Consider the following 22,634-nt stretch of genomic DNA (forward strand, 5'->3'; position numbering starts at 1 on the left):
AGGAATAAAATCATGTTATTTGAAAGTTATGATAGAAGAATCAATCAAATTACGCCAGTACTTGAAAAATATGAGCTTGGTACATTAGAAGATGCCAGACAATTATGTTTAGACAAAGGCGTTGATGTTCATGAAATCGTTAAAGGCATTCAACCTATCTGTTTTGATAACGCATTGTGGTCATACACTTTAGGTGCTGCTATTGCAATAAAAAAAGGTCAAACTGCTGCTGCTGACGTTGCTGAAACGCTTGGTGAAGGCCTACAGGCTTTCTGTATTCCAGGTTCAGTTGCTGATCAAAGAGCTGTTGGTATCGGTCACGGTAATCTAGCTGCTATGCTTCTTAGAGAAGAAACACAATGTTTTGCTTTGGTTGCCGGTCATGAGTCTTTTGCTGCTGCTGAAGGTGCCATTGGTATTGCTATGAGCGCTAATAGAGTTAGAACCAACCCACTTAGAGTTATCTTAAATGGCCTTGGAAAAGATGCTGCTTATATGATTTCTAGAATCAACGGTTTTACACATGTTGAGACTGAGCTTGATTATGCTACCGGCAAGCTTAATGTGATCAAAGAAACACGTTTTTCTGATGGTCCTCGTGGCGCTGTTAAGTGCTTCGGTGCTGATGATGTTGTTGAAGGTGTTGCTATTATGCATGCTGAAGGCGTTGATGTTTCTATAACAGGAAACTCAACTAACCCTACTCGCTTCCAACACCCTACTGTTGGTACTTACAAGAAAGAATGTAACCTTCTTGGTAAGAAATTCTTCTCTGTTGCTTCAGGTGGTGGTACTGGTAGAACTTTACATCCTGATAATATGGGTGCTGGTCCAGCTTCTTATGGTATGACAGATACTATGGGTAGAATGCACTCTGATGCTCAGTTTGCTGGTTCTTCTTCAGTTCCTGCTCACGTTGAGATGATGGGATTAATCGGAATGGGTAACAACCCTATGGTTGGTGCTTCTGTTGCGGTTGCTGTTGCTGTCGAAGAGGCTATGAGGAAGGCTTAAGAATAAAATTTGGTTAATTGGCTAGTAGGTCCCATGAAAACCCTTCCACAGTCTGTATGACTACGGTCTCCGATTGGTGCATCCATGCACCAAAAGTCGACGAGCAACATCCATGTTGCTCCACTTCAGTCACACAGTCTGCTCCAGGAACTTCATGGTCGATGTTGGTAAGAGCCATATAAAATTATCCCAACTTTATCTTAAACTTTTTGAAGAGAATATAAATAAAGCAGTATGTGTTCATTTTTGCTAGACCCTCTTGAGGAAAGGCTATAAAATGAATACGTACTGCTTTTTAAAATAAAAATTAGAGTGTTTCAAAATAAGGTCCCATGAAAACCCTTCCACAGTCTGTATGACTACGGCCTCCGATTGGTGCGTCCTGCACCAAAAGTCGGCGGACAGCTCCTGCTGTCTTGCTTAAGTCACACACACTGCTTCCAGGAACTTCATGGTCGATGTTGGTTGAAGCACTGTTTTTTAAAACTCGAATCAGTATTTTAAGGGTATATCGAACTGATAACATATTGTTAAAGTAGTATAAATACGTTATACTTTATATTCTTGATTATTGTTGCAATTTCGATGCATACTTGGTACATTTATTAGAACAAAGAGGTGTGCTTTTAATTTCTCTTTTTTAATAAGTTCTATTGAAAGGTGTGTGTGTTATGAAGAATAGTTATGCTTTCTTTAATAATAAGGATTGTGATTATTTTCCTTGCCATATGACGGATCAGCCGGATACTTTTAATTGTAAGTATTGTTATTGTCCCCTTTATTTACTGGAGTGTAAAGGCAATTTTATTCTTGTTAATGGTGTTAAGGATTGTAGTAATTGCTTACTGCCCCATCGTCCTGATAGCGATTTGTATATTAATAAGTTACTAAGAGAACAGGTTTTTAATAAGATTAAACCTCATCAATAAACCAACCTTGTTCCATGGGTTTTTCATAGTGAGAGACGTCACTCATGTAAACCACACTGAGTCGATCTTCGTCTGCATTGATTCTTGTCAGGCTTGTAGGCAATATATGCTTGCCTTCCCAAAAATGTTCCACATCCCGACCCTGAATATAATTTAATAGGCCTTTTATAACGATAGCGTGGGCGACGATAAATATTCTTCCGGCGCTATGCTTTCTAAGTAGTTCTTCAAAGAATTCTGCTGCTCTGTTTTGAACACTTTCAAAGCTTTCTTGACCTTCTAATGAGAATTCTTTAGGGTTATGCCAGAAATCCGAATGTTCCGTCGGCATCTCTATCTCGATTTCTGATATCAACCTACCTTCCCAATCGCCTACATGCATTTCTTTTAGTCGATCGTCATAAATAATTTTGCCACCAATATAAGCATTCATAATTTCTGATGTATGTTTAGCCCTACCAAGAGGACTGGAATATATGGTTTTGATACCAATATTTTTTAGTCTTTGTCCTAACCATGCCGCCTGTTGTTTTCCCAGTTCCGTCAGTTCAGAATCGCCCTGACCTTGAAATCTTCTTATTTTATTCCACTGGGTCTCACCATGTCGTGTAATATAAATCTCTAGCATTTAGCCCACTCCTTCATCTATGCCAATATTGTTAATTACTGATACTCTCACTAGTTATTATACCTATAAATCATCTATCTGTGAATCTTTATTACTACAGTTGTTACATATTTAACCCTATGCTATAATTAATTCAGATGTCAAAACATACTTTAACCCTAATAGAATCGACAGTTGAGGTCGCTATGAATCCAATCAGGATTAATCAAGAAAATATTAAAGTGAATATGCGATTAGCTAAAGATGTCTTCAATGCAGAAGGCATATTACTTGTTCCCAAGGATACACTCATTTCAGCTAATCATATCGTTAAAATCAACCTTTATCATATCCATGATATATATGTATACCCCCAAGAAGAACAAGTTCCTCCTATAAGCCAGATGCGCCAGGCACTTGCCAGTACCCCTGCTTTTATTGAATTTTCTTTCAAATATGACCGCAAGGTGGAAGATATACAAAAACAGTTGGCTCAAATTGTAGATACCGGTGCAATCAATAGCGAAGGCTTGACACAGCTGGTGGATGATATATTAGATACTACCGTTTCCCAATCACAACTTTTTAGTTACATGTGCCGATTAAACTCAGCAGATGATGTTACCTATAATCACTCTATGAATGTATCTCTATTCGCTAGTATTCTTGGAAAATGGCTTGGTATGTCCGAAATAAGCATTAAAGAATTAGCTTTGGCAGGACTGCTTCATGATATTGGAAAAATCATGGTGAATCAAAGTATTTTGAATAAAAATGGTCCTTTAACGGATGAAGAATTCGCACACATCAAACAGCATACCACGTTAGGCTATCAAATGATTATGGGTTCAGACCTTCCTTACGGTATTAAGCAAGCCGTTTTGATGCATCATGAGAAAATGAATGGGCAGGGCTATCCTTTAGGACTTAAATGGGAAAACATTCACGCCTATCCCAAGATTATATCTATCGTGGATATCTATGATGCTATGACCAGTGATAGACCCTATCACAAACGCTTCCATCCTTTAGATGTGATTCGTATGTTTGAAGAGGAATGTTATGGATTCCTTGACACGCAGTACTTGTATATATTTTTGGAACATATTGCACAGAATTTCATAGGTGAACACGTTCTTCTAAGTAACGGTCAAAGAGGTGAAATTATTTTTATTAATAAACAATCCCCGTCTCGCCCTCTTATAAAAAAGGATGATGGGGTTATTATTGATTTGTTAAAAGATGGATCTGTTTTTATCGTTGATTTTATATGATCCGTAATAAGCAGTAGAAGGACCGGTTTTGTTCAACCGTTATTTTTTCAAGACATTTCAAAAGACATTTAGCCAATTAAAGTACATTCGAACACTATGTAACGTTCTAATTGCTTCATCAAAGTGTTAAACTAGTACTTGGGTAGGTTAAATATAGGTACAAAGACTTATTGATTACGTTGGTTTTATTGGACATATCAATTACGGGGGTGATTGAGGTGAGTATTCTAATCATTAATAGTGGGGAAAACAGTTATATCAAATATGAAAAGATGGAATCAAATCCCCATCTTTTTAAAAGTTCTGCAATGAAGCTTCTAGAATCAGATCCCAATCATATAGAGACCCTAAATACCATCGCATACTGTCATTATTATTTAAGCGATTTTTATCAGTCTCTTGATTTTGCTCTAAGAGCTTACAATCTAGAAATCACCCGTTATGCAAATGACGAACTCTATCACACTTGCAACTTACTGGGAAATATCTATCGTTTTTTAGGTATCTATGATACGGCCAACCACTATTATATGGCGGCTCTAAACACTACCCCCTCCTATCAAGTACAAGAAAAAAGATGTCAAACGCTACGCTATCTTGCTGTGGCTTATACCGAAATGAATATGAATGAATTTGCTATGGATTATGCCATCGAGGGACTTCAACTTGCTGAACTACTAAATGATCCTAGACTGCTTGCTGATATACAGGTCGCGCTTGCCACCATTCATTATAAATCTGCATTTTATGAAAAATCTTTGAAACTATGTAACGATGCTGTTTTACACTATGACAATCTTAAAAATATCAAAGGCATTACCAATGTCTTTCTACTTTGTGGCGATATTCATCAAAATACCGGCACTTACTCAACTTCTATGGATTATTATAATAAAGCTCTAAACCTATCAAAAGAAATAAAATACCGTTATGGTACTATTTACGCTAATTATGCTTTAGGATGCTTGATGGTGACGCAAAAAGACTTTTTGATGGCTCACGAAGCGCTAGATGAGGCCTTGTCCTGCGCAAAACGCTATAACATCCAACAGCCTAAGATTAAGATCTATTATGCGTTATCTGACTTGTATATCAAGCAATATGACTATGAGAAGGCCTACAATCTTTACAAAATAGCCACCGAACTCAATGACAACCTCAATTCCACCAAACAGCAATCTACCATATACAATCTGTATACCAAATATAACCTAGATCAAAAAGAAGCACAACTTAGGCAATCCCTTCAGACCAATGCGCATCTCGAAGCACTTAACAAGCAACTTCTTGAACAAGTCCAACACGATTCATTAACTCAGTTATATAACAGGCGTGGTTTAAAGAATATTATAACTTACTACCCATGCACTGACATACATACCTTAGCGCTTTGTGACATCGATAAATTCAAAGATATCAATGATACTTATGGTCATCAATGTGGTGACTATATACTGATTGAACTTGCAAAGGTTCTAAAATCCAATTGTCCTACTAATTATAAAATCGCACGTTGGGGTGGCGAAGAATTCCTAATACTCATGGAAAACACTGCAATCTCTGACGCTACTGATTTTGCAGAAAGCTTAAGAATTATTGTTGAAAACACCGTTTTCACTTACAGGAATCACAAAATAAGTTTGACTTTAACTTTCGGGGTGGGTACCCTTACCGATAGTTTTGAACAAAGTATTGAAGCTGTTGATCGGTGCCTCTATCTTGGCAAGAATTCCGGTCGAAATCAGGTTGTTTTTGATGATGACTTATTTGATTTGGTATAAGTCAAAAAAAAATCCCTCATTCTAAAGAATGAAGGATTTTTTTTATAGTTTTATAGGTTTTTCATATTGAGTATCAAAAGTCTCAACGGTCACTTCCGTCATGATTTGTGGCTCATTTGGCATGTCCATATGATTTCTCGGAACTTTTACAATGGCATCTGCCACTTCCTGTCCTTCAATGACTTTTCCAAATGCAGCATACTGCCCGTCTAGATGAGGTGCATTTTCTACCATTAAGAAGAATTGTGAACCTGCTGAGTTCGGACTTTGAGCTCTTGCCATGGATAGTACACCTTTGTCATGCTTTAAGTTGTTCTCGAATTTGTTATATGAAAACTCACCTTTAATACCATAGCCGGGACCACCCATGCCATTACCATCCGGACATCCACCTTGAATCATAAAGCCGGGTATAACACGATGAAATGTTAAGCCGTTGTAAAAGCCTTCCTGAACAAGAGCTATAAAGTTATTAACTGTATTTGGCGCTATATCAGGATACAATTCTGCTTTGATTACACTCCCGTTGTTTATTTTAAATGTTACGATTGGATTTTTATTTGACATATCAATCTCCTTTTTTTGTTTTCTTAACCAGTATGGTCAAAGGTCATTATATCATAAATTATAAGGTTTGACAGCCCCTTGCATGTCTAGTATTTTTTCAAAAATTTCCTATAGTAATTGTATCCACCCAGTAAATTCCTGGTTTTGAAGCCTGCCGGGTTTAAGATCGTGGATGCCAAATATCCTCTAAAACCGACTGCACAATAAATGATTATTTCTTTATCACTGGGTAACTCTTGGATGCGTTCCCTCAAGTCATCCAGTGGTATATTCATATGACCTTCAATGGCACCATACGCCACTTCCTCAGGTGTTCTAACATCCAAAATCATGAACTTGCTTTTATCTAAGCCTTCAATCTCTTCACTTCGTATGGGTGCCATTTTTTTACTAATTATATTATCTGCCACATAGGCTACCATATTCACTGGGTCTTTTGCTGAAGAATAAGGTGGTGCATAGGATAACTCTAATTCTATTAGATCTTTAACCGTGGCACCAAAACGTATCGCTGTTGCAATCACATCGATTCTTTTTTCCACACCTTCTTGACCAATCGCCTGTGCACCTAATATCTTACCCTCTAAATCAAAGATCAGCTTTAATGTTAGATCTTTTGCACCCGGATAATAATCCGCATGAGAACTTTTGGTTATTAGGGCTACTAAATAGTCTTTTTCATAAGTTAAACCTTGTCGCTCCAGACTTTTTTCATTATTACCTGTAGAAGCTACCGTCATGTCAAATACCTTAGCGACAGAAGTGCCTTGGGTGCCATTGTATGTCTTTTTCAGGCCTGATATATTATCCGCCACAATACGACCTTGCTTGTTGGCCGGTCCTGCAAGAGGTACCATTGTTTTTTGACCGCTTACAAAATCTTCTACTTCAATCATATCACCTAAAGCATATATATTAGGATCGCTGGTTCTAAGATAAGCATCAACAATAACACCACCACGCTCATTGGTTTTTAGACCCGACTCTATGGCCAGACTTCCGTTTGGTTTTACCCCAATGGCTAGCAAGATGATATCACTTTCTATCGTCGTACCGTCACTAAGAATCACGTCTGTAACAGGGCCTCTTGCTTTAAAAGACTTGACGCCATTGTTAAGATGTAAATGTACTGCTTTTTTTGCTATATGGCCGTGAATCAACTGAGCCATATCATAGTCTATAGACATCATCACTTGTGGTGCCATTTCTGCAATAGAAACATCAAGTCCAAGGTCGTGTAAGTTCTCAGCCATCTCTAGACCGATAAAACCGCCGCCAATGACTGTTGCTGTTTTCAGATTATGAGAGAGGACATATTCTTTGATTCTATCCACATCCGGAATGGTCCACAAAGTGAAAATATTGGCGCTATCAATACCTTGTATATTGGGTACAAGAGGTGTTGAACCTGTTGATAGAACTAGTGTATCATAGGACTCCTCATAAGTCTTATGTGTTGTAATGTCTTTAACGATAACCTTTTTGTTCTCACGGTCAATCTTTAATACTTCATTATTAACCCTCACATCAACATTAAATCTATTCCCGAAACCTTCCGGTGTTTGTAGCAACAGTTCCTCTCTGTTTTTTATGGTGCCACCAATATAATATGGTAGTCCACAGTTGGCAAAGGATATATATGGTCCTTTTTCAAACATAATAATCTTCGCCTGATCATCCATTCTCCTTAGTCTAGCTGCTGTTCCTGCACCACCTGCAACGCCACCGACAATTAATACTTTTTTTGACATCTTGTTCTCCTTTTATGATTAAGGTGTCCACTTTGACACTTTAATCCACTGTGTTTATATTTATGATTCATTATTTTCAAATGCTACATCTATATATTACGATATAGGGATATATATGTCAAGTTATTTTATGTCTCTATTTCTATATTGTAGAATTGTATATTTTTTATGTCAAGCTTTATTCAATATGATATAATGTTACCAACAAACAATCTATATATTCATTTTTTGTAACACGCTATAAATAAATCGGGTTTAAATATGAGCCAATTTGAGGAGGTATTTTAATGGATTTAAAAGGTAAAGTGGTAATCGCACAAGGTGGTGGTCCAACATCAGTTATTAATCAAAGTCTTGTTGGGGCTGTATTAGAATCAAGGAAATTCCCCCAAGTCACACGTGTCTATGGTGCTCTTAATGGTGTAGAAGGTATTATGAATGAGCGTTTTATGGATTTGACACGTGAAACCACCCACAACTTAGAGAGGGTTGCTGCTACGCCCGCATCGGCACTATTATCTACAAGGGTTAAACCTGATATTGCTTATTGTAAGGAAATGTTTAAAGTTCTCCAAGCCCATGATGTTCGATATTTTTTCTATATTGGCGGCAATGACTCTGCTGACACTGTTCGAATTGTTAACGAACAAGCGATACAACAAGATTATGAATTTAGAGCAATCCACATTCCAAAAACCATTGACAACGACTTAGTTCTTAATGACCATACGCCTGGTTTTGGATCAGCGGCAAGGTTTGTCAGTACAGCCTTTATGGGCTTGAATCTTGACAACCGTGCTTTGGTAGGTGTTTATATTGCTGTTATTATGGGGCGTAATGCAGGCTTTTTAACAGCTTCAGCTGCTTTGGCTAAGAAGTATCCGGATGATGGTCCTCATCTCATCTATTTGCCTGAGCGTGCTTTTGACATTGACCAGTTTTTATTGGATGTTAAAGATGCCTACGCAAAATACGGACGATGTATTGTTGCTATTTCAGAAGGTATCAAAGACAAATTCGGCAAGCCACTCATCACCAATCTGGTAGACACCGTCGAAAAAGATGCTCATGGGAATTTACAACTTTCCGGCTCCGGATCTCTTGGTGATAGTCTAACCGCCTTGGTTAAAGAAAAACTGAATATTGACCGTGTACGTTCTGATACTTTGGGCTATACACAACGCAATTTTATTGGTGCAATATCTGATGTTGATTCAAATGAAGCACGTGAAGTTGGAGAAAAAGCCGCTCATTTTGGTATCTGGGATAATGTAGACGGTTCAATTGTCATCGAACGTACAGGATATTATAGTGTCAATTACAAGCTTGTTGACTTAAGCTTGATTGCAGGAAAAACTAGGTTTATGCCGGATGAATTCATCACTCCTGAAGGAAATAATGTGACAGACGCCTTTAAATACTATGCTAGACCCCTTGTTGGATCCGGCTTCCCTCAACCTTCCCAGTTGCGTGCACCCATGGCACCCAAAATATTAGATATTCATGGTAAACCTTTTCACTCATAATCTTTGAATAATCCCTATATTAATGAGTCAACCAAGTCTCTAAGTGAAAAAAAGCTTAGGGACTTTTTGGGTTAAGGGTGAAGTCCCATGAAAACCCTTCTACAGTGTGTATGATTACGGTCTCCGATTGGTGCATCCATGCACCAAAAGTCGACGGTCAGCATCCATGCTGACTTGCTCCATCTTACACACTGCTTCCAGGAACTTCATGGTCGATGTTGGCTTATTTTAGTCTTGCATGTAGCTGTAGCACTTTATTTGATGCATACGTGCTTAGGCCATTTGAAATTACACATTCGCGAAACCGAATGAGGAAAGAAAAAGCGTTGATTAATCACAGTTCTACATGGATGTAGAACATCCTTCATTTTTACATGGATGTAAAAGAGAAGGATGATTAAGCAGCGCTTTTTCTTGACGAAATGACGACCTATTACCGAGTAGATGTGATACACAGCTTTTCCGCTGACCGTACGAAGTGTAAGGCAAGGAAAAGCTGTGTGTTACATCTACGATTACAGGCTAAAGTCACAATCCATCAACAAATACCTAAAAAATGTTTTAATAGCATCTTAACTCTCAAAAACTGAAGGATCAAAGTATAAACCATCAATATATTCCGCCACGATATCACCATAGTAACTTCGAATATCAAGTCCAAAATCTTCTAAAGCATACCTTAAAAAATAGCGCACACTGTCAAGATTAATTGTAATCAATAACACCGTGACTTCCTTAAGGATCTTCCTAAAAGGCTCATTGCCGAGCTTCACTTCTTCTATGGCTTCAAGGACCGTATCAATGATATCAGCAGCACTTAAAATCAGACCTTCCGGATCATCTGCTTTGGGATTTAACATGAAGGCCTTGAATCTAGGGCGCCATGATTTTGGTATGTCTTCTTTAATCTCTTCTTCAAAGGCAATCTCCTCGATTTCTAAAAGAGCTGCTTTCATTTCTTTCGTTTTTTTCTTGGTCGTTGCGATAATATCACCGGTAGCAAGCTCAATCAAGTCATGGTTAATTGCGCGCTCAAGTAATAACGCCATATTCACTTCGTGACCAAACTTCTCACTTTCCCATATAGCAAGGCCTTGAGCAATCTTTGCAACCGACCACATATGTTCTGCAACACTACGACGTTTGAACATAAATCTATTTTGATAGCGTTTTAATTCCATTAGACTTCGCGCTTCATATATATGTTTTCCAAAAGGCATGTTATACCCTCCTTATTCTAATATCTTCATATTATTATACCATAAAACCCTTTTCAAAAGCGCTCTTGAAAAGGGTTTTATATGATAAAAATATATATGGTTTATTGCTTATATTATTTTCTCGAAGAACAGTTGTTAACCGAACATCCGGCGCATTTGCTGGCTTTTAAGTCTCTTTTCGTATGGATGAGCGCCCACAACATAATCACTCCAAATATACTACCTACGATAATAGTCGGTATCATATAATCATCTCCTATTCAGTTGCTTCTACTAAAGTTGCCTTTGAAGCATTGGCTCTTTTTATTAAAAATGTTACACCTACTGCATACGCTATCAAAACAAAAATCGCAGGTATAAATCCTACTGCAGTTTCACCATAGATGACAAGGGTACCTATATGTGTAATTAATAATGCTAAGATGTAACCAACACTTAGTTGAAAAGCCAGTCCTCTAAAGAACCATTTTTTCGAACCCATTTCCGCATTCATTGCACCCATTGCTGCAAAGCAAGGTGGCGTAAAAAGATTAAACGCTAAGAACGCATAGGCTGTGACCGGAGTAAACATCTGTGCCAACGCACCGCCCGGTACATGAAGGGCTTCTTCTGAAGCCATTGCAAACAATACTGCAAATGTGGCTACAACATTCTCTTTGGCTATAAAACCTGTAATGCTGGCCGCAGCCAACTGCCATCCCACAAAGCCTAGAGGAATCAGCAAGGGGGCTATAACCGACCCTACAGATGCCAAAATACTCTCAGATTGAATTTCTGTGGCTTGAAGCTTCCAATTAAAGGCTTGCATAAACCATACTAAAGTGTTCATGACCAAGATGATGGTTGTCGCTTTGTAGATAAAGCCCTTTGCTTTATCAAACATTTGGATAATAGCATTTTTTATACTCGGTATCTTATACTCCGGCAGTTCCATAATAAAGAAGGATGTATGCTCCCATACAAATAATTTCTTAAGTACTAGACCACCTATGATAATGACACCGATAGCTATAATATATATACTCGGTCCTACCCATGATGTATTTGGGAAAAATACGACTGAAAATAAAGCAATTATCGGTAACTTGGCACCACATGGGACAAAGGGTGTCAGAATTGTTGTCATACGCTTTTCATTCTCGTTCTCGATGGTTCTTGTAGCCATAACACCAGGAATGGCACAACCCGAACCTACAATCATAGGTATGATGGACTTACCCGATAAACCTACTTTTTTGAAATAACGATCCATGATTACGGCTACCCTTGACATATAACCACTATCCTCCAGTAAAGACAGACAGAAGAACAAGACCATAATTAAAGGTAAAAAGCCAATAACTGCACCTACGCCGCCTACAGCACCGTCAACGATTAAGGCTTGCATCAAAGGATTGACACCAATGCCTTCAAAAAAACTATTTAAAGCATTCGGCACAACCTCTCCAAATACCACGTCATTCAAATATCCCGATAAAAATCCACCCAGACCCTCAATAGAAAAAGAATAAACCCCCCACATAATAAGGAAGAATATTGGGAGTCCAAACCATTTATGAGCAACGATCATATCTATACGATCAGAAAAATTGACATGACTTGCATTGTGTTTTTTATTCAATGATTTCTCTAGGATTGTTTTGATCCAAGTTTGTCTGGCCACATCATTATTCCCATCCAAGTCATTGAAATTCAAGCGTTCTTGATTTGTACCTACGATGTTAACAGCTGTCGTCACCAAATCAGCCAGACCTTTTTCAGTAGTAGCCGTAATGGTCACAACTTTACACCCAAGGGCCTTTTCAAGTTCATGCCCATTAACAACATCCCCACGTTTTGTAATGATGTCTGCCTTATTCAAAGCAACAACAACAGGGATACCCAGTTCAAGTAGTTGTGTTGTAAAGAACAAACTTCGACTGATATTGGCACCATCTACAATGTTTATAATTACATCTGGTTTGGACTCTAATACAAAGTCACTTGTAATGGCCTCCTCACCTGTATATGGAGAAATAGAATAAGCACCTGGTAAGTCTACAATATCAATAGGTTCTTTCGCAATTTGATATTTATTCTTAATAGCTGCCACTTTCTTATCGACGGTTACACCGGCCCAGTTCCCAACATATTCGGTTTTTCCAGTAAGAGCGTTAAAGAGTGTTGTTTTTCCCGAATTGGGATTTCCTGCTAATGCAATTTTCATGCTTACATCCTCCAAATGTTATGAAATTGATAGTCACTATCATCTAATGATTATGAAAATATGCTGTATTCTACAGCATTTTGTACAAATTGCTTTGGAGACTGAATCACCAAACTTGAGTGGCTGTACTAACCCCCTCTATAAGGAAAAATTATGCTGCCAAACGGATGGATTTAGCCATAGCTTCATCAATGGCGTAGCGGCTGTCTTTTATATTCACAATATAATTGCCTGCCAATTTTGAAATAATGGTTATGCACTCACCTTCAAAACATCCTAATGTGAATAGAAATTTCCTGATCTTCTCATGACCTTCTATTTTTACAATTGTGAATGTTTGTCCGATTTTTGCTTTATTTAAAGACATAAAACCACTCCTTCTTTCGCTATGCTGAAAGTTCCGCTGAGTATGCCAGTTAATTTTCTCATTTATAATTTTAATTGAGAAAACATATCATTTTCTTTACATGATAAAGATTATCATGTTTCGGACTTTTTTTCAAGTCTTTTCGTGTATATTTTCACAAAAAATTTTATTGTTAACATTTCGTTCAAATCTTGTAATAACAGGCTTTCTACCCCTAATTGATAATTATTATCTGCAGATATTTATTGTTATTTAGTTTTGTTGCCTATAATTCTGTTAATTATTTAACAATATACTGCAAAAGCCGATGGCTTAGATGCGCTTTCTCTATTCTAAACCATCTTCAACAATTTTTACATGTATATGAACTTCTATTATGAAGTCTTTCTATAATCCACCATTAATTTATCACTTAATGGATCCAAGCATACCTTCAACAAATCTTCTTTGTAATAAGAAGAAGATGAGGATGGTTGGTAAAGTGGCAATAACAATGGCTACCATGATAACCCCGTACTCTGGGAAATAGGCTGATGATAAAGAGGATATAATGAGTGTTATGGTCTTTTGCCCATCTGATTGTAAAACAATAAGGGGCCATAAGAAACTGTTCCAACTGGTCATAAATGCGATTATTCCTGCAGCAGCAAAAGTTGATCGCATGGTTGGTATATAGATTAGAAAAAATACTTGGTATTCATTTAATCCATCCACACGGGCTGCTTGTATTAAGTCGGAAGGAAATGTTTTTGTGTTTTGTCTAAAGAAAAAAATCATAAAAGGTGTGGCAATCGTTGGTATGATGACCGCTATATGAGAATCCAAAAGATTCATATTGGCAAACATTCTGAACAATGGTATCATAAGCGCTGCAAAAGGTACCATCATGGTTAATAACAATATGGTATATAATCGTTCTTTATTTTTCGACTTATAGATTTCAAAACCATAGCCTGCAAGAGAAGCAAACAGTAATAACAGAAATGTACTTATTAAAGCTATCTTACTCGAATTTAGAAGTATGGTTTTCATATCTACCATCTCAAATAACTTACTCAGGTTACTGAGCGCCTCTCCTCCAAAGGTCATTTTCCCTTTGGTAATATCTGTCGCCGTATTGGTCGCCCCAATAATCATCCATATAAATGGAAAAATAGAAATAAACGCCGCTATTGATAAAAAACAATATTTAAATAAATTTCTAAGTCTATACATGATCATCACCTGCCACTCTGAATTGAATAATAGATAAGATTGCAATAAAGAATACAATGACATAGGAAACCGTAGCTGCATAGCCAAAATTTGGTACGAACTTAAAGGATAAGTCATAAATATATTGAGAAAGTGTCATCGTCGCATTAAATGTCGGTGTAGATGCACCGCCACCTGTTAAGTTCACAACTTCATCAAACAACTGAAGGGTTCCTATTGTAGACATAATGGAGGTAAATAATATAATAGGCTTAAGCATTGGTATCGTTATAAGAAAAAACTGTTTGGTCTTAGATGCACCGTCAATCTCAGCAGCTTCATAGATGGCCGGGTCAATATTTTGTAGACCTGCCAAATAGAAAATCATATTATAGCCTGTCCAGCGCCATGTAATAGCAATAATTACCGTTACTTTGGCATAAAATGCATCCCTCAGCCAAGCTATAGGTGCTTCGATAATGTTAAGAAAAAGAAGTGTTTGATTCACAAGTCCATCGACACTAAACATGCTTTTAAACAATATGGAATAGGCAACCAATGATGTTACACAAGGTAAAAATATGGCTGTTCTAAAAAAGCCTTTGAATTTCAGTTTCTTATCATTTAGCAGGCTGGCTATGACCAACGCAAGTGTTAGCATTATAGGTACTTGGAATATGAAGTACACCATCGTATTTTTTAGTGCTTGTTTGAATACAGCATCGGTGAAAAGCCTTTTAATATTACCAAAACCAACAAATTCATAAACCACACCCTTACCGGACATGGTGGATAAATACATAGAATTGAGGATCGGATAAATGGCAAAAATGGCCGCTAATATTACAGCAACAGCAACAAAGCTCCAGCCAATCACTTGACTTTTTCTATTGATATACTTCTTCTTACCTGTTGATTTCATAGACATCCCTTCCTTAACTTTCTTATCCGTGCAAAATTGTATCGCGTTCTATGATAGGAGACTAGTCAGTTGACTAGCCTCCATAACAATCATTTATTTATCTCATGGTTAAGGCATCCTCTAACCATCCAATGGTTATTGAATTTGTGCCTTTACTTGTTCTTCTGCACGTGCCATAGCTTCCTCTACAGAACCGCCTTCATATATAGAAGCCATCTCTGCAAGTATAGCAGCGTCTGCTTCATAAGTATATAATCCATAGTTTAATGAAGGTATTTCGTCCATCCATTTAGCAAATTCGCCAAACACTACCTGGTCACCAAAGAATGGGTCTCCAGCACTGTAAGCTTCTCCGCTTGCTGATGGCAAATAGGATCCAACTGCACCATTGCTGATTAGAATCTCTTGATAGAAATCAACATCTTTACCAAACGTTTCGTTTAAGAAATCAACCGCTAAATCCTTGTTCGCCGAGGATGACAATACATACCAGCTTGAGCCGCCTAGATTAGAAGCATTAACTGCACCCGGCACATCAAGTCTTGGTACCGGAGCAAGGGCCCACATGCCGGATTGTGAAGGTTCTGCTTTTACCGAACCTGTTATCCAAACACCTGTTGTAATAGATGCTACGTCACCTGTGTTCAGTGCACCAACCCATTCACCCCAACCGGATGTTTTCTTAGTCATAGGTGAATTAACAATATCCGTATAGATTCTAGCAGCTTCTGCCAATGCAACGTTATTTGCTATCGTTGGGTTACCATCATTATCGAAGTACCATGATCCGGCACCATTCAACATGATTCTCATAAGCCCACCGTCATAGGGGTCTGTAGCTAGCATTTGGTGTCCAGTCTTTTCAAAAACTTCTTCCCCGATTTCTATAAAACGATCCCATGTGATGTTATTCATATCTTCAGGAGAAAAACCGGCTTCTGCCAAATAATCTGTACGGTAATAGGTTCCTGCAACACCTGAGTCAAAAGGTACACCATAAACGCTGTCGTCCATAGTCATTAGCGCCACCTTATATTCTGCAAAGTCACTGTGATTAATCTTACCAGTTAAATCTTCAAAACTTCCTGGATATGATTGAAGATATTTTTGTGAATTATAGTCTTCAATAAGTACGATGTCCGGTAAACCGTCGGTTGTTCCGGATGCTAACATTGTATGAAGTTTTTGCTCAAGATCACCCTTGGCAAAGTCAACCACTTCAAACTCTACATCTGCATTGCTTTCTTTGTAGATTTCACCTGCACGATTCATAATCGCAATGTTGAAGTTAGGGTCCCACGCCCATATGGTTAGCTTCTGCGGTTCTGTTGTTTCGGCTCCCGTTGTTTCTGTTTCCGTTGTTTCTGTTCCCGTTGTTTCTGGCTGTGTTTCTGTCTCTGTAGCGCCACATCCTGCTATGGTACCTAGCATTGCCACTACAAGTAGAATTGATAGAAATTTTTTCATTTTACCCTCCTATTTTTCAATCGTCGTTAAGTTCTTACTCATAAACCTAATTGAATTATAGTAAAATTTTACCATCTTGTCAATAAAAAAATCGAATATTTCACTAAAAATAACCAAAACCATCAAAATGACACAAGGGTCTTGTTTAATGGTTTTGGTTGATTATTCATCCTATTTAATGGTATTGCGCTCAATAATTTTTACCGGTAATTGAATCTTAACCGGTATCTTTCTCCCTTCAAATCTTTCCATCATTAACTCTACAGCTTTTTCACCCATGAACTCATTATAAATCTTCACTGTTGTCAATGCCGGATAAGTATAGCTGGCTGTAGGTATATCATTAAATCCTATGATTCCAAGTATATCCGGAACTTTAATCTTTGCTTCATTTAAGGCTCTTAAGGCGCCTATAGCTATCGAGTCATTGGCCACAAAAAAAACTTCCGGTAAATCCCCTTGTCCAATTGCTTGATTCATGAGTTTATAACCACTTTGAGGTGTAAAGTCACCAATAAAATCAAATTCAGGGTTATATAAACCTTTCTTCTTCATATATTTTATAAAGGCATCATACCTCTTCTCGCCAATCGGGGTTCGGCATTCTTCCACTGTTTCAATACCACCAATGTAGCCTATACGCCTATAGCCTTTGTCCATGAGAAAATTCAACACTTTGATAACAGCTTTTCTAATGTCTATTGTGACTGAATCATATTCATCTTCAAATGGTGAAGAATCAATGAAAACCAAATTCTGATACCGGGCTTCAAATTCTCTGATTTCTGCAGTTGAGAACTTTCCAATAAATATAACACCATCAAGTACGATGTCCATGGTTGGGTTGGAGTTGCCAATTCTTGGAAACTTTATCAAATGGATCTGCTCATCCTGACATTTTTTCTCAATGCCCATACGAATGCCAAGATAATAGGGGTCTTCAATCTCGCCTTCATCTGTGACAAACTCAACAAGACCAATTGACCTTTCATCTTGATTCTGGCTAAATCGAGGTTTTTTTCTTCTATTTCTTGGTGTTTGATACTCCAGCCGTTCTGCAATTTCTACTATCAATAGTCTTTTTGCTGTGGATATGGACAAAGTATCATCATAATTCAACACTCTCGAAACCGTCGTTATAGAGACACCTGCTTCTTTTGCAATTTCTTTAATCGTAGCCATAATCGTCTCCTTAGTTGCTTTAATCTCATTTATACCATATAGTATATAAGATTTTCAGGCCACTTGTCTAGGGTCTAGTAAAAATATGTGAATATCATACAATTTAAGCTTCTATTAATGAAGCTTTGCTTTTATCTTTTAGTAAAATCGCCAATATTTTTACTGTTTTTTTACTATCTAAATATCCGACCTAATGTTTCTTCCACACTTTTTACACCTATTAGTTTTATTTCGCCTACATTTTTCATATGTTTAAGATTTGCATGGGGTATAATACAAGTTTTAAAGCCCATTTTCATGGCTTCTATCACCCTTTTTTCGCATTGTGTGATACCCCTAACTTCTCCCGTCAAACCCACCTCGCCCATGATTATTGCATCATCCATTATGGCCTTATTCTTAAAACTGGAAGCCAGAGCTGATACAATAGCAAGATCAAGGGAGGGCTCATTCACTTTTATGCCTCCGGCAATGTTAACATAACTATCATAACCACCCAATTGCATACCCATTTTCTTCTCTAGGACGGCAACCAATAGATTTACCCGGTTATAATCTGTACCATTTGCGGTTCTTCTTGGCATACCGAAATTGGTCGAACATACCAGTGCCTGTACTTCCACCAGTAATGGTCTTGTTCCTTCCATACAGCACGTCACCGCTGAACCCGATTCACCCAAAGGTTTTCCGGTCAACATGTATTCTGATGGGTTCTTCACTTCTCTTAGACCACTATCAACCATCTCAAAAACACCAATTTCATTGGTTGATCCAAATCTGTTTTTCACCGCTCGAAGGATACGATAGGAAACACTTCTATCCCCTTCAAAATATAAAACAGTATCTACCATGTGCTCTAATACCCTTGGACCGGCTATTGCGCCATCTTTTGTTACATGTCCAATTATGAAAGTGGATAAGTTTAACTGTTTCGCTATCTTCATCATAGATGATGTCACTTCTCTAACTTGTGAAACGCTACCCGGCGCTGACGTTAGAACGTCAGAATATATGGTTTGTATGGAGTCCACAATCAATATATGTGGTTTTTCGTTTTTTATAGCCTGTTCAATATGTTGCAAAGAAGTCTCTGCATACAAAAGAACATTTTCTCCATCTACACCCAGTCTTTCACCTCTTAATTTGATCTGCTTATTGGATTCCTCACCGGATATATAGAGTACTTTCAAGTCTTGATTAGATATCGTTTGACACATTTGTAATAGCAATGTTGATTTTCCAATACCCGGATCGCCACCAACCAGTGTTAATGATCCTTCAACGAGTCCACCACCTAATACTCTATCTAGTTCTTCTATACCGGTCTTAACTCTAGTATCTTGATTAATCGAGATGTCTTTTAGCTTTTCGACTTTACCCATAGCCATATCGTCGGACAAAACAGATGCTTTCTTTGATGTTACGCCGGTCATTTTCACTTCTTCCACCATCGTATTCCAAGAACGACAACCCGGGCACTGTCCCATCCACTTGGATGCCTCATGTCCGCACGTGTTACATACAAATACATTCTTTGCTTTTGCCATAAGTCCCTCCCTTTTTTTATACTCTGCTTTTTATGTCTAGCAATGCGTTTCCAACAATCATCCTAAAAACGGCATATAACTTTTGTCATATGCCGTTAATGGTTATTCTTTATTATGCTTTTTTTATTTCTACTTTTTGGTTACCACTCATAAAATCAACACCAAAGCCAATTTTACCGGCTAAGTTTGTTTTCATTTTACCAACCTGTACACCTTGTATGAAGACCTTATATTCTTGGTCCGCCTCAAGTTCCACCGTAATCTGAGCATCTTCCTCACCTTCGACTTCAAAGGTTACCTTTTCTTCGGTCACACTTAATTGATGAACTGTGGTTCCGGGAGTTGATTCATAAAGCAATCGGCCGTTTTTTTCTAGTTTTGTTACTGCACTGTAAGTCTTAACTTTATACATATCGCCGTCTACTTCAAAATCTTGTATCTTTCTCTTACTGTCCATCAGATAATTTCCAAAGCTAAGGGTGTTGTTGTTCTCAACTCGGATTAATTCTTGGATACCTGCCATTTACTTAACCTCCTAAAACTCTTGTGAGAATGGATTTATTCCAAGCTCTCTTTATGAATAGTTATCATTATATAGTATTTCGTCATGAAATACCAGTTGTTTTTCAGTTATTCTTGAGCTTCTCTAGGCTTAAAGGATAATGCATCACCTTCAATATCGATATCAATCCAATCACCTTCTGTTATAGCACCATCTAATATATGCTGTGCCAATTGATCCTCTATCTTTTGTTGTATGGCTCTTCTAAGAGGTCGTGCACCATAAGCTTCATCAAAGCCTTCCTTAGCGATAAAGTCTATAGCGCCTTCCGTTAAGAATAGCTTGATACCTAGATTCTTTTCCATTCTAATGGCCAATTGATTGAACATAATTCCTACGATTTCTCGAATATTTTCCCTAGTAAGAGAGTGGAAGACAATTGTTTCATCGATTCTGTTCAAGAATTCAGGTTTGAATATCTTTTTCACTTCATCCATAACATCTTTTTGCATGGACTTATAATTACTGACTTCATCATTCACTGAAGCAAAACCTAAGCGCTTAGGAGAAATAATATTTCTTGCGCCTGCATTTGATGTCATGATAACCACTGTGTTTTTAAAATCAATACGACGTCCCTGTGAATCCGTTATATGCCCATCGTCTAACACTTGCAACAATACATTGAAAACATCCGGATGGGCTTTCTCTACTTCATCAAAAAGCAAAACGGAATAGGGTTTTCTTCTTATTTTCTCACTAAGTTGACCACCTTCATCATATCCGATATAACCTGGTGGTGATCCAATCAGTTTTGATACACTATGCTTTTCCATATATTCTGACATGTCAACGCGTATCAATGCATTTTCATCTCCAAATAGTGCTTCAGCCAGTGCTTTTGTCAATTCTGTCTTACCCACACCTGTTGGTCCGAGAAAAAGAAAGGAACCTATCGGTCTTTTTGGATCTTTTAGACCCACTCTACCTCTTCGAATGGCTTTCGACAAGGCAACGATGGCATCTTCTTGTCCTACCACCCGCTCGTGTAAAACTTTCTCAAGATTTTTTAGACGTACGCCTTCCTCTTCTGTGAGTTTTTGTATAGGTATGCCTGTCCAATTGGCAATGATACTTGCAACTTCTTTTTCACCGACAACTTGTTCCGCCATATTACTTTTTGCTTCCCATTCCATTTTGGCTACGATTAATTTTTCACGAATTTCATTTTGTTTTCTCTTAATTTCTCCAGCTTTTTCATATGCTTCTTCCCTAATCGCCTTTTCTTTATCATCTTCCAGTTCTGCCACTTGTTTTTCCATTTCATTGATATCCGGTGGTGCTGTAAACGTGCTTAATCTAACTTTACTGGATGCTTCGTCAATGACATCAATGGCCTTATCCGGTAAAAAACGGTCCGAAATATACCTATTTGAGAGCTTAACTGCCTCAACAAGAGCTATGTCTAATATTTTCACCTGATGATGTTCTTCATACATGGTTTTTAAGCCTCTAAGTATGCCGATTGCTTCTTCCTCTGATGGTTCATCTACTTTAACAGGTTGAAAGCGTCGTTCCAAAGCCGGATCTTTTTCTATATGCTTGCGATACTCATCCAGGGTTGTTGCGCCAATAAGTTGAACCTCACCTCTTGCAAGGGAAGGCTTTAATATATTCGAAGCATCAATGGCACCTTCTGCTGCACCTGCGCCTACAATGGTATGTATTTCATCAATAAATAACAGAACATTACCGACGGCCAGAATCTCAGCAATAGCTTTTTTAATACGATCTTCAAATTCACCACGGTATTTAGAACCTGCAACCATGGAAGATAAATCAAGTGCAACCACCCTTTTACCTTTAATTGTTTCAGGAATATTACCCTCGATAATCTTCTGAGCCAAACCTTCTGCGATGGCTGTTTTTCCAACGCCCGGTTCACCAATGAGACATGGGTTGTTCTTCGTCCTACGACTGAGTATCTGGATGATGCGCTCAATCTCTTTATCACGGCCTATAATCGGGTCAAATTTTCCTTCTTTTGCCATCTGTGTCAAATCACGGCTGAATTGATCCAATACAGGTGTGTTGGATTCTTTTTTCTCATTAGGGTTGTTAGGTGCCAGTTTTTGATTGCCCACATCTTCACCTATGATTTTTAGAATTTCATGATAAATCTTTTGCTTTGAGCCACCTAAGACTTCTAGAATTCTTGTGGCCATTGAATCTGTCTCTCTAAGTAAAGCAATCAATATATGTTCTGTTCCAATCTCCTCCGAATGCATCTTGGTTGCCTCAGCTAAGCTTAATTCTAACACTCTACGTACCCTTGGTGTCATGCCTTCACCTTCTGAAGTTTGGACTTGATTGGAAACAATGACTTCTTTGATTTTATTGTAAACATCTTCATAGTTAATATTCTGACTGATTAATGTCTTTGCAGCAACCCCTTCACCTTCTTTTAATAAACCTAGTAAAAGATGTTCCGTACCTACATAATTATGACCCAGTTCTGCCGCAATCTCACTGGATAGGTTTATTGCTATTTGTGCGCGTTCTGTAAATCTTCCCATTT

The 22,634-nt window shown here is 37.9% G+C and carries 21 protein-coding genes; 5 read left to right on the forward strand and 16 right to left on the reverse strand.

Features of this window, described 5'->3' with window-relative positions; genetic code table 11:
• Positions 1-9 precede the first annotated feature (9 nt).
• Complete coding sequence (locus PATL70BA_RS02655; RefSeq protein WP_125135928.1) at positions 10-1,014, forward strand: GGGtGRT protein; 1,005 nt, start codon at positions 10-12, stop codon at positions 1,012-1,014.
• A 13-nt stretch (positions 1,015-1,027) separates the two neighbouring features.
• On the opposite strand, the gene PATL70BA_RS16165 is transcribed toward PATL70BA_RS02655, so the two are convergent.
• Positions 1,028-1,192, reverse strand: a complete 165-nt coding sequence (locus tag PATL70BA_RS16165; RefSeq protein WP_172596068.1) for a hypothetical protein — start codon at positions 1,190-1,192, stop codon at positions 1,028-1,030.
• 129 nt (positions 1,193-1,321) lie between these two features.
• Positions 1,322-1,540 (reverse strand): hypothetical protein, encoded by a 219-nt coding sequence (locus PATL70BA_RS16170; RefSeq protein WP_172596069.1) that lies wholly within the window; start codon positions 1,538-1,540, stop codon positions 1,322-1,324.
• Positions 1,541-1,685: 145 nt separating this feature from the next.
• Here PATL70BA_RS16170 and PATL70BA_RS02660 point away from each other — a divergent pair, with 145 nt between their 5' ends.
• Positions 1,686-1,943, forward strand: a complete 258-nt coding sequence (locus PATL70BA_RS02660) for a cysteine-rich small domain-containing protein (protein WP_125135929.1) — start codon at positions 1,686-1,688, stop codon at positions 1,941-1,943.
• Here the strand turns inward: PATL70BA_RS02660 and PATL70BA_RS02665 are convergent.
• Positions 1,927-2,571 (reverse strand): histidine phosphatase family protein, encoded by a 645-nt coding sequence (locus PATL70BA_RS02665; protein WP_125135930.1) that lies wholly within the window; start codon positions 2,569-2,571, stop codon positions 1,927-1,929. The two genes, PATL70BA_RS02660 and PATL70BA_RS02665, sit on opposite strands and share 17 nt — an antisense overlap.
• 137 nt (positions 2,572-2,708) lie before the next feature.
• On the opposite strand from PATL70BA_RS02665, the gene PATL70BA_RS02670 reads away from it, so the two are divergent.
• Complete coding sequence (locus PATL70BA_RS02670) at positions 2,709-3,824, forward strand: HD-GYP domain-containing protein (RefSeq protein WP_125135931.1); 1,116 nt, start codon at positions 2,709-2,711, stop codon at positions 3,822-3,824.
• Positions 3,825-4,012: 188 nt separating this feature from the next.
• A complete protein-coding gene (locus PATL70BA_RS02675) occupies positions 4,013-5,605 on the forward strand; it encodes a tetratricopeptide repeat-containing diguanylate cyclase (RefSeq protein WP_172596070.1) in 1,593 nt (530 codons plus the stop codon).
• A gap of 42 nt (positions 5,606-5,647) precedes the next feature.
• Here the strand turns inward: PATL70BA_RS02675 and PATL70BA_RS02680 are convergent, their stop codons facing one another.
• Both PATL70BA_RS02680 and PATL70BA_RS02685 read right to left on the reverse strand, forming a co-directional pair.
• Positions 5,648-6,172: a peptidylprolyl isomerase gene (locus PATL70BA_RS02680; protein ID WP_125135933.1), complete on the reverse strand. Its 525-nt coding sequence runs from the start codon at positions 6,170-6,172 to the stop codon at positions 5,648-5,650.
• An 86-nt stretch (positions 6,173-6,258) separates the two neighbouring features.
• A complete protein-coding gene (locus PATL70BA_RS02685) occupies positions 6,259-7,923 on the reverse strand; it encodes an FAD-dependent oxidoreductase (RefSeq protein WP_125135934.1) in 1,665 nt (554 codons plus the stop codon).
• A 287-nt stretch (positions 7,924-8,210) separates the two neighbouring features.
• Between PATL70BA_RS02685 and PATL70BA_RS02690 the strand changes: the two genes are divergently transcribed.
• Positions 8,211-9,449, forward strand: a complete 1,239-nt coding sequence (locus PATL70BA_RS02690; protein ID WP_125135935.1) for a 6-phosphofructokinase — start codon at positions 8,211-8,213, stop codon at positions 9,447-9,449.
• A gap of 572 nt (positions 9,450-10,021) precedes the next feature.
• On the opposite strand, the gene PATL70BA_RS02695 is transcribed toward PATL70BA_RS02690, so the two are convergent.
• The 11 genes from PATL70BA_RS02695 to PATL70BA_RS02745 form a co-directional block, all read right to left on the reverse strand.
• Positions 10,022-10,669, reverse strand: coding sequence for a YfbR-like 5'-deoxynucleotidase (locus PATL70BA_RS02695; protein ID WP_197715781.1), 648 nt, complete (start codon positions 10,667-10,669; stop codon positions 10,022-10,024).
• 113 nt (positions 10,670-10,782) lie between these two features.
• On the reverse strand, positions 10,783-10,914 hold the full coding sequence (locus PATL70BA_RS02700) for a FeoB-associated Cys-rich membrane protein (RefSeq protein ID WP_125135936.1): 132 nt from the start codon (positions 10,912-10,914) through the stop codon (positions 10,783-10,785).
• An 11-nt stretch (positions 10,915-10,925) separates the two neighbouring features.
• Positions 10,926-12,875: a ferrous iron transporter B gene (feoB, locus tag PATL70BA_RS02705; protein ID WP_125135937.1), complete on the reverse strand. Its 1,950-nt coding sequence runs from the start codon at positions 12,873-12,875 to the stop codon at positions 10,926-10,928.
• A gap of 151 nt (positions 12,876-13,026) precedes the next feature.
• On the reverse strand, positions 13,027-13,242 hold the full coding sequence (locus tag PATL70BA_RS02710; RefSeq protein WP_125135938.1) for a FeoA family protein: 216 nt from the start codon (positions 13,240-13,242) through the stop codon (positions 13,027-13,029).
• 408 nt (positions 13,243-13,650) lie between these two features.
• Entirely contained in the window at positions 13,651-14,457 is an 807-nt protein-coding gene (locus PATL70BA_RS02715) for a carbohydrate ABC transporter permease (RefSeq protein ID WP_125135939.1), read from the reverse strand.
• Positions 14,450-15,358: a carbohydrate ABC transporter permease gene (locus PATL70BA_RS02720; RefSeq protein WP_125135940.1), complete on the reverse strand. Its 909-nt coding sequence runs from the start codon at positions 15,356-15,358 to the stop codon at positions 14,450-14,452. The genes PATL70BA_RS02715 and PATL70BA_RS02720 overlap by 8 nt, the downstream gene beginning before the upstream one ends.
• A 135-nt stretch (positions 15,359-15,493) precedes the next feature.
• Positions 15,494-16,825, reverse strand: a complete 1,332-nt coding sequence (locus PATL70BA_RS02725; RefSeq protein ID WP_125135941.1) for an ABC transporter substrate-binding protein — start codon at positions 16,823-16,825, stop codon at positions 15,494-15,496.
• Positions 16,826-16,996: 171 nt separating this feature from the next.
• Complete coding sequence (locus PATL70BA_RS02730; protein WP_125135942.1) at positions 16,997-18,007, reverse strand: LacI family DNA-binding transcriptional regulator; 1,011 nt, start codon at positions 18,005-18,007, stop codon at positions 16,997-16,999.
• A gap of 173 nt (positions 18,008-18,180) precedes the next feature.
• The gene (radA, locus tag PATL70BA_RS02735) at positions 18,181-19,554 is read right to left on the reverse strand and encodes a DNA repair protein RadA (protein ID WP_125135943.1); all 1,374 of its coding nucleotides are present in this window, start codon (positions 19,552-19,554) and stop codon (positions 18,181-18,183) included.
• Between the two features lie 112 nt (positions 19,555-19,666).
• The gene (locus PATL70BA_RS02740; protein WP_125135944.1) at positions 19,667-20,077 is read right to left on the reverse strand and encodes an endosialidase; all 411 of its coding nucleotides are present in this window, start codon (positions 20,075-20,077) and stop codon (positions 19,667-19,669) included.
• Positions 20,078-20,184: 107 nt separating this feature from the next.
• Positions 20,185-22,632 carry an ATP-dependent Clp protease ATP-binding subunit gene (locus PATL70BA_RS02745; RefSeq protein ID WP_125135945.1) on the reverse strand — a complete coding sequence of 816 codons (2,448 nt, stop codon included), beginning with the start codon at positions 22,630-22,632 and terminating at the stop codon, positions 20,185-20,187.
• Between the last annotated feature and the right edge of the window lie 2 nt (positions 22,633-22,634).

This window comes from Petrocella atlantisensis (assembly GCF_900538275.1).
In the GTDB taxonomy this organism is placed as follows: domain Bacteria; phylum Bacillota; class Clostridia; order Lachnospirales; family Vallitaleaceae; genus Petrocella; species Petrocella atlantisensis.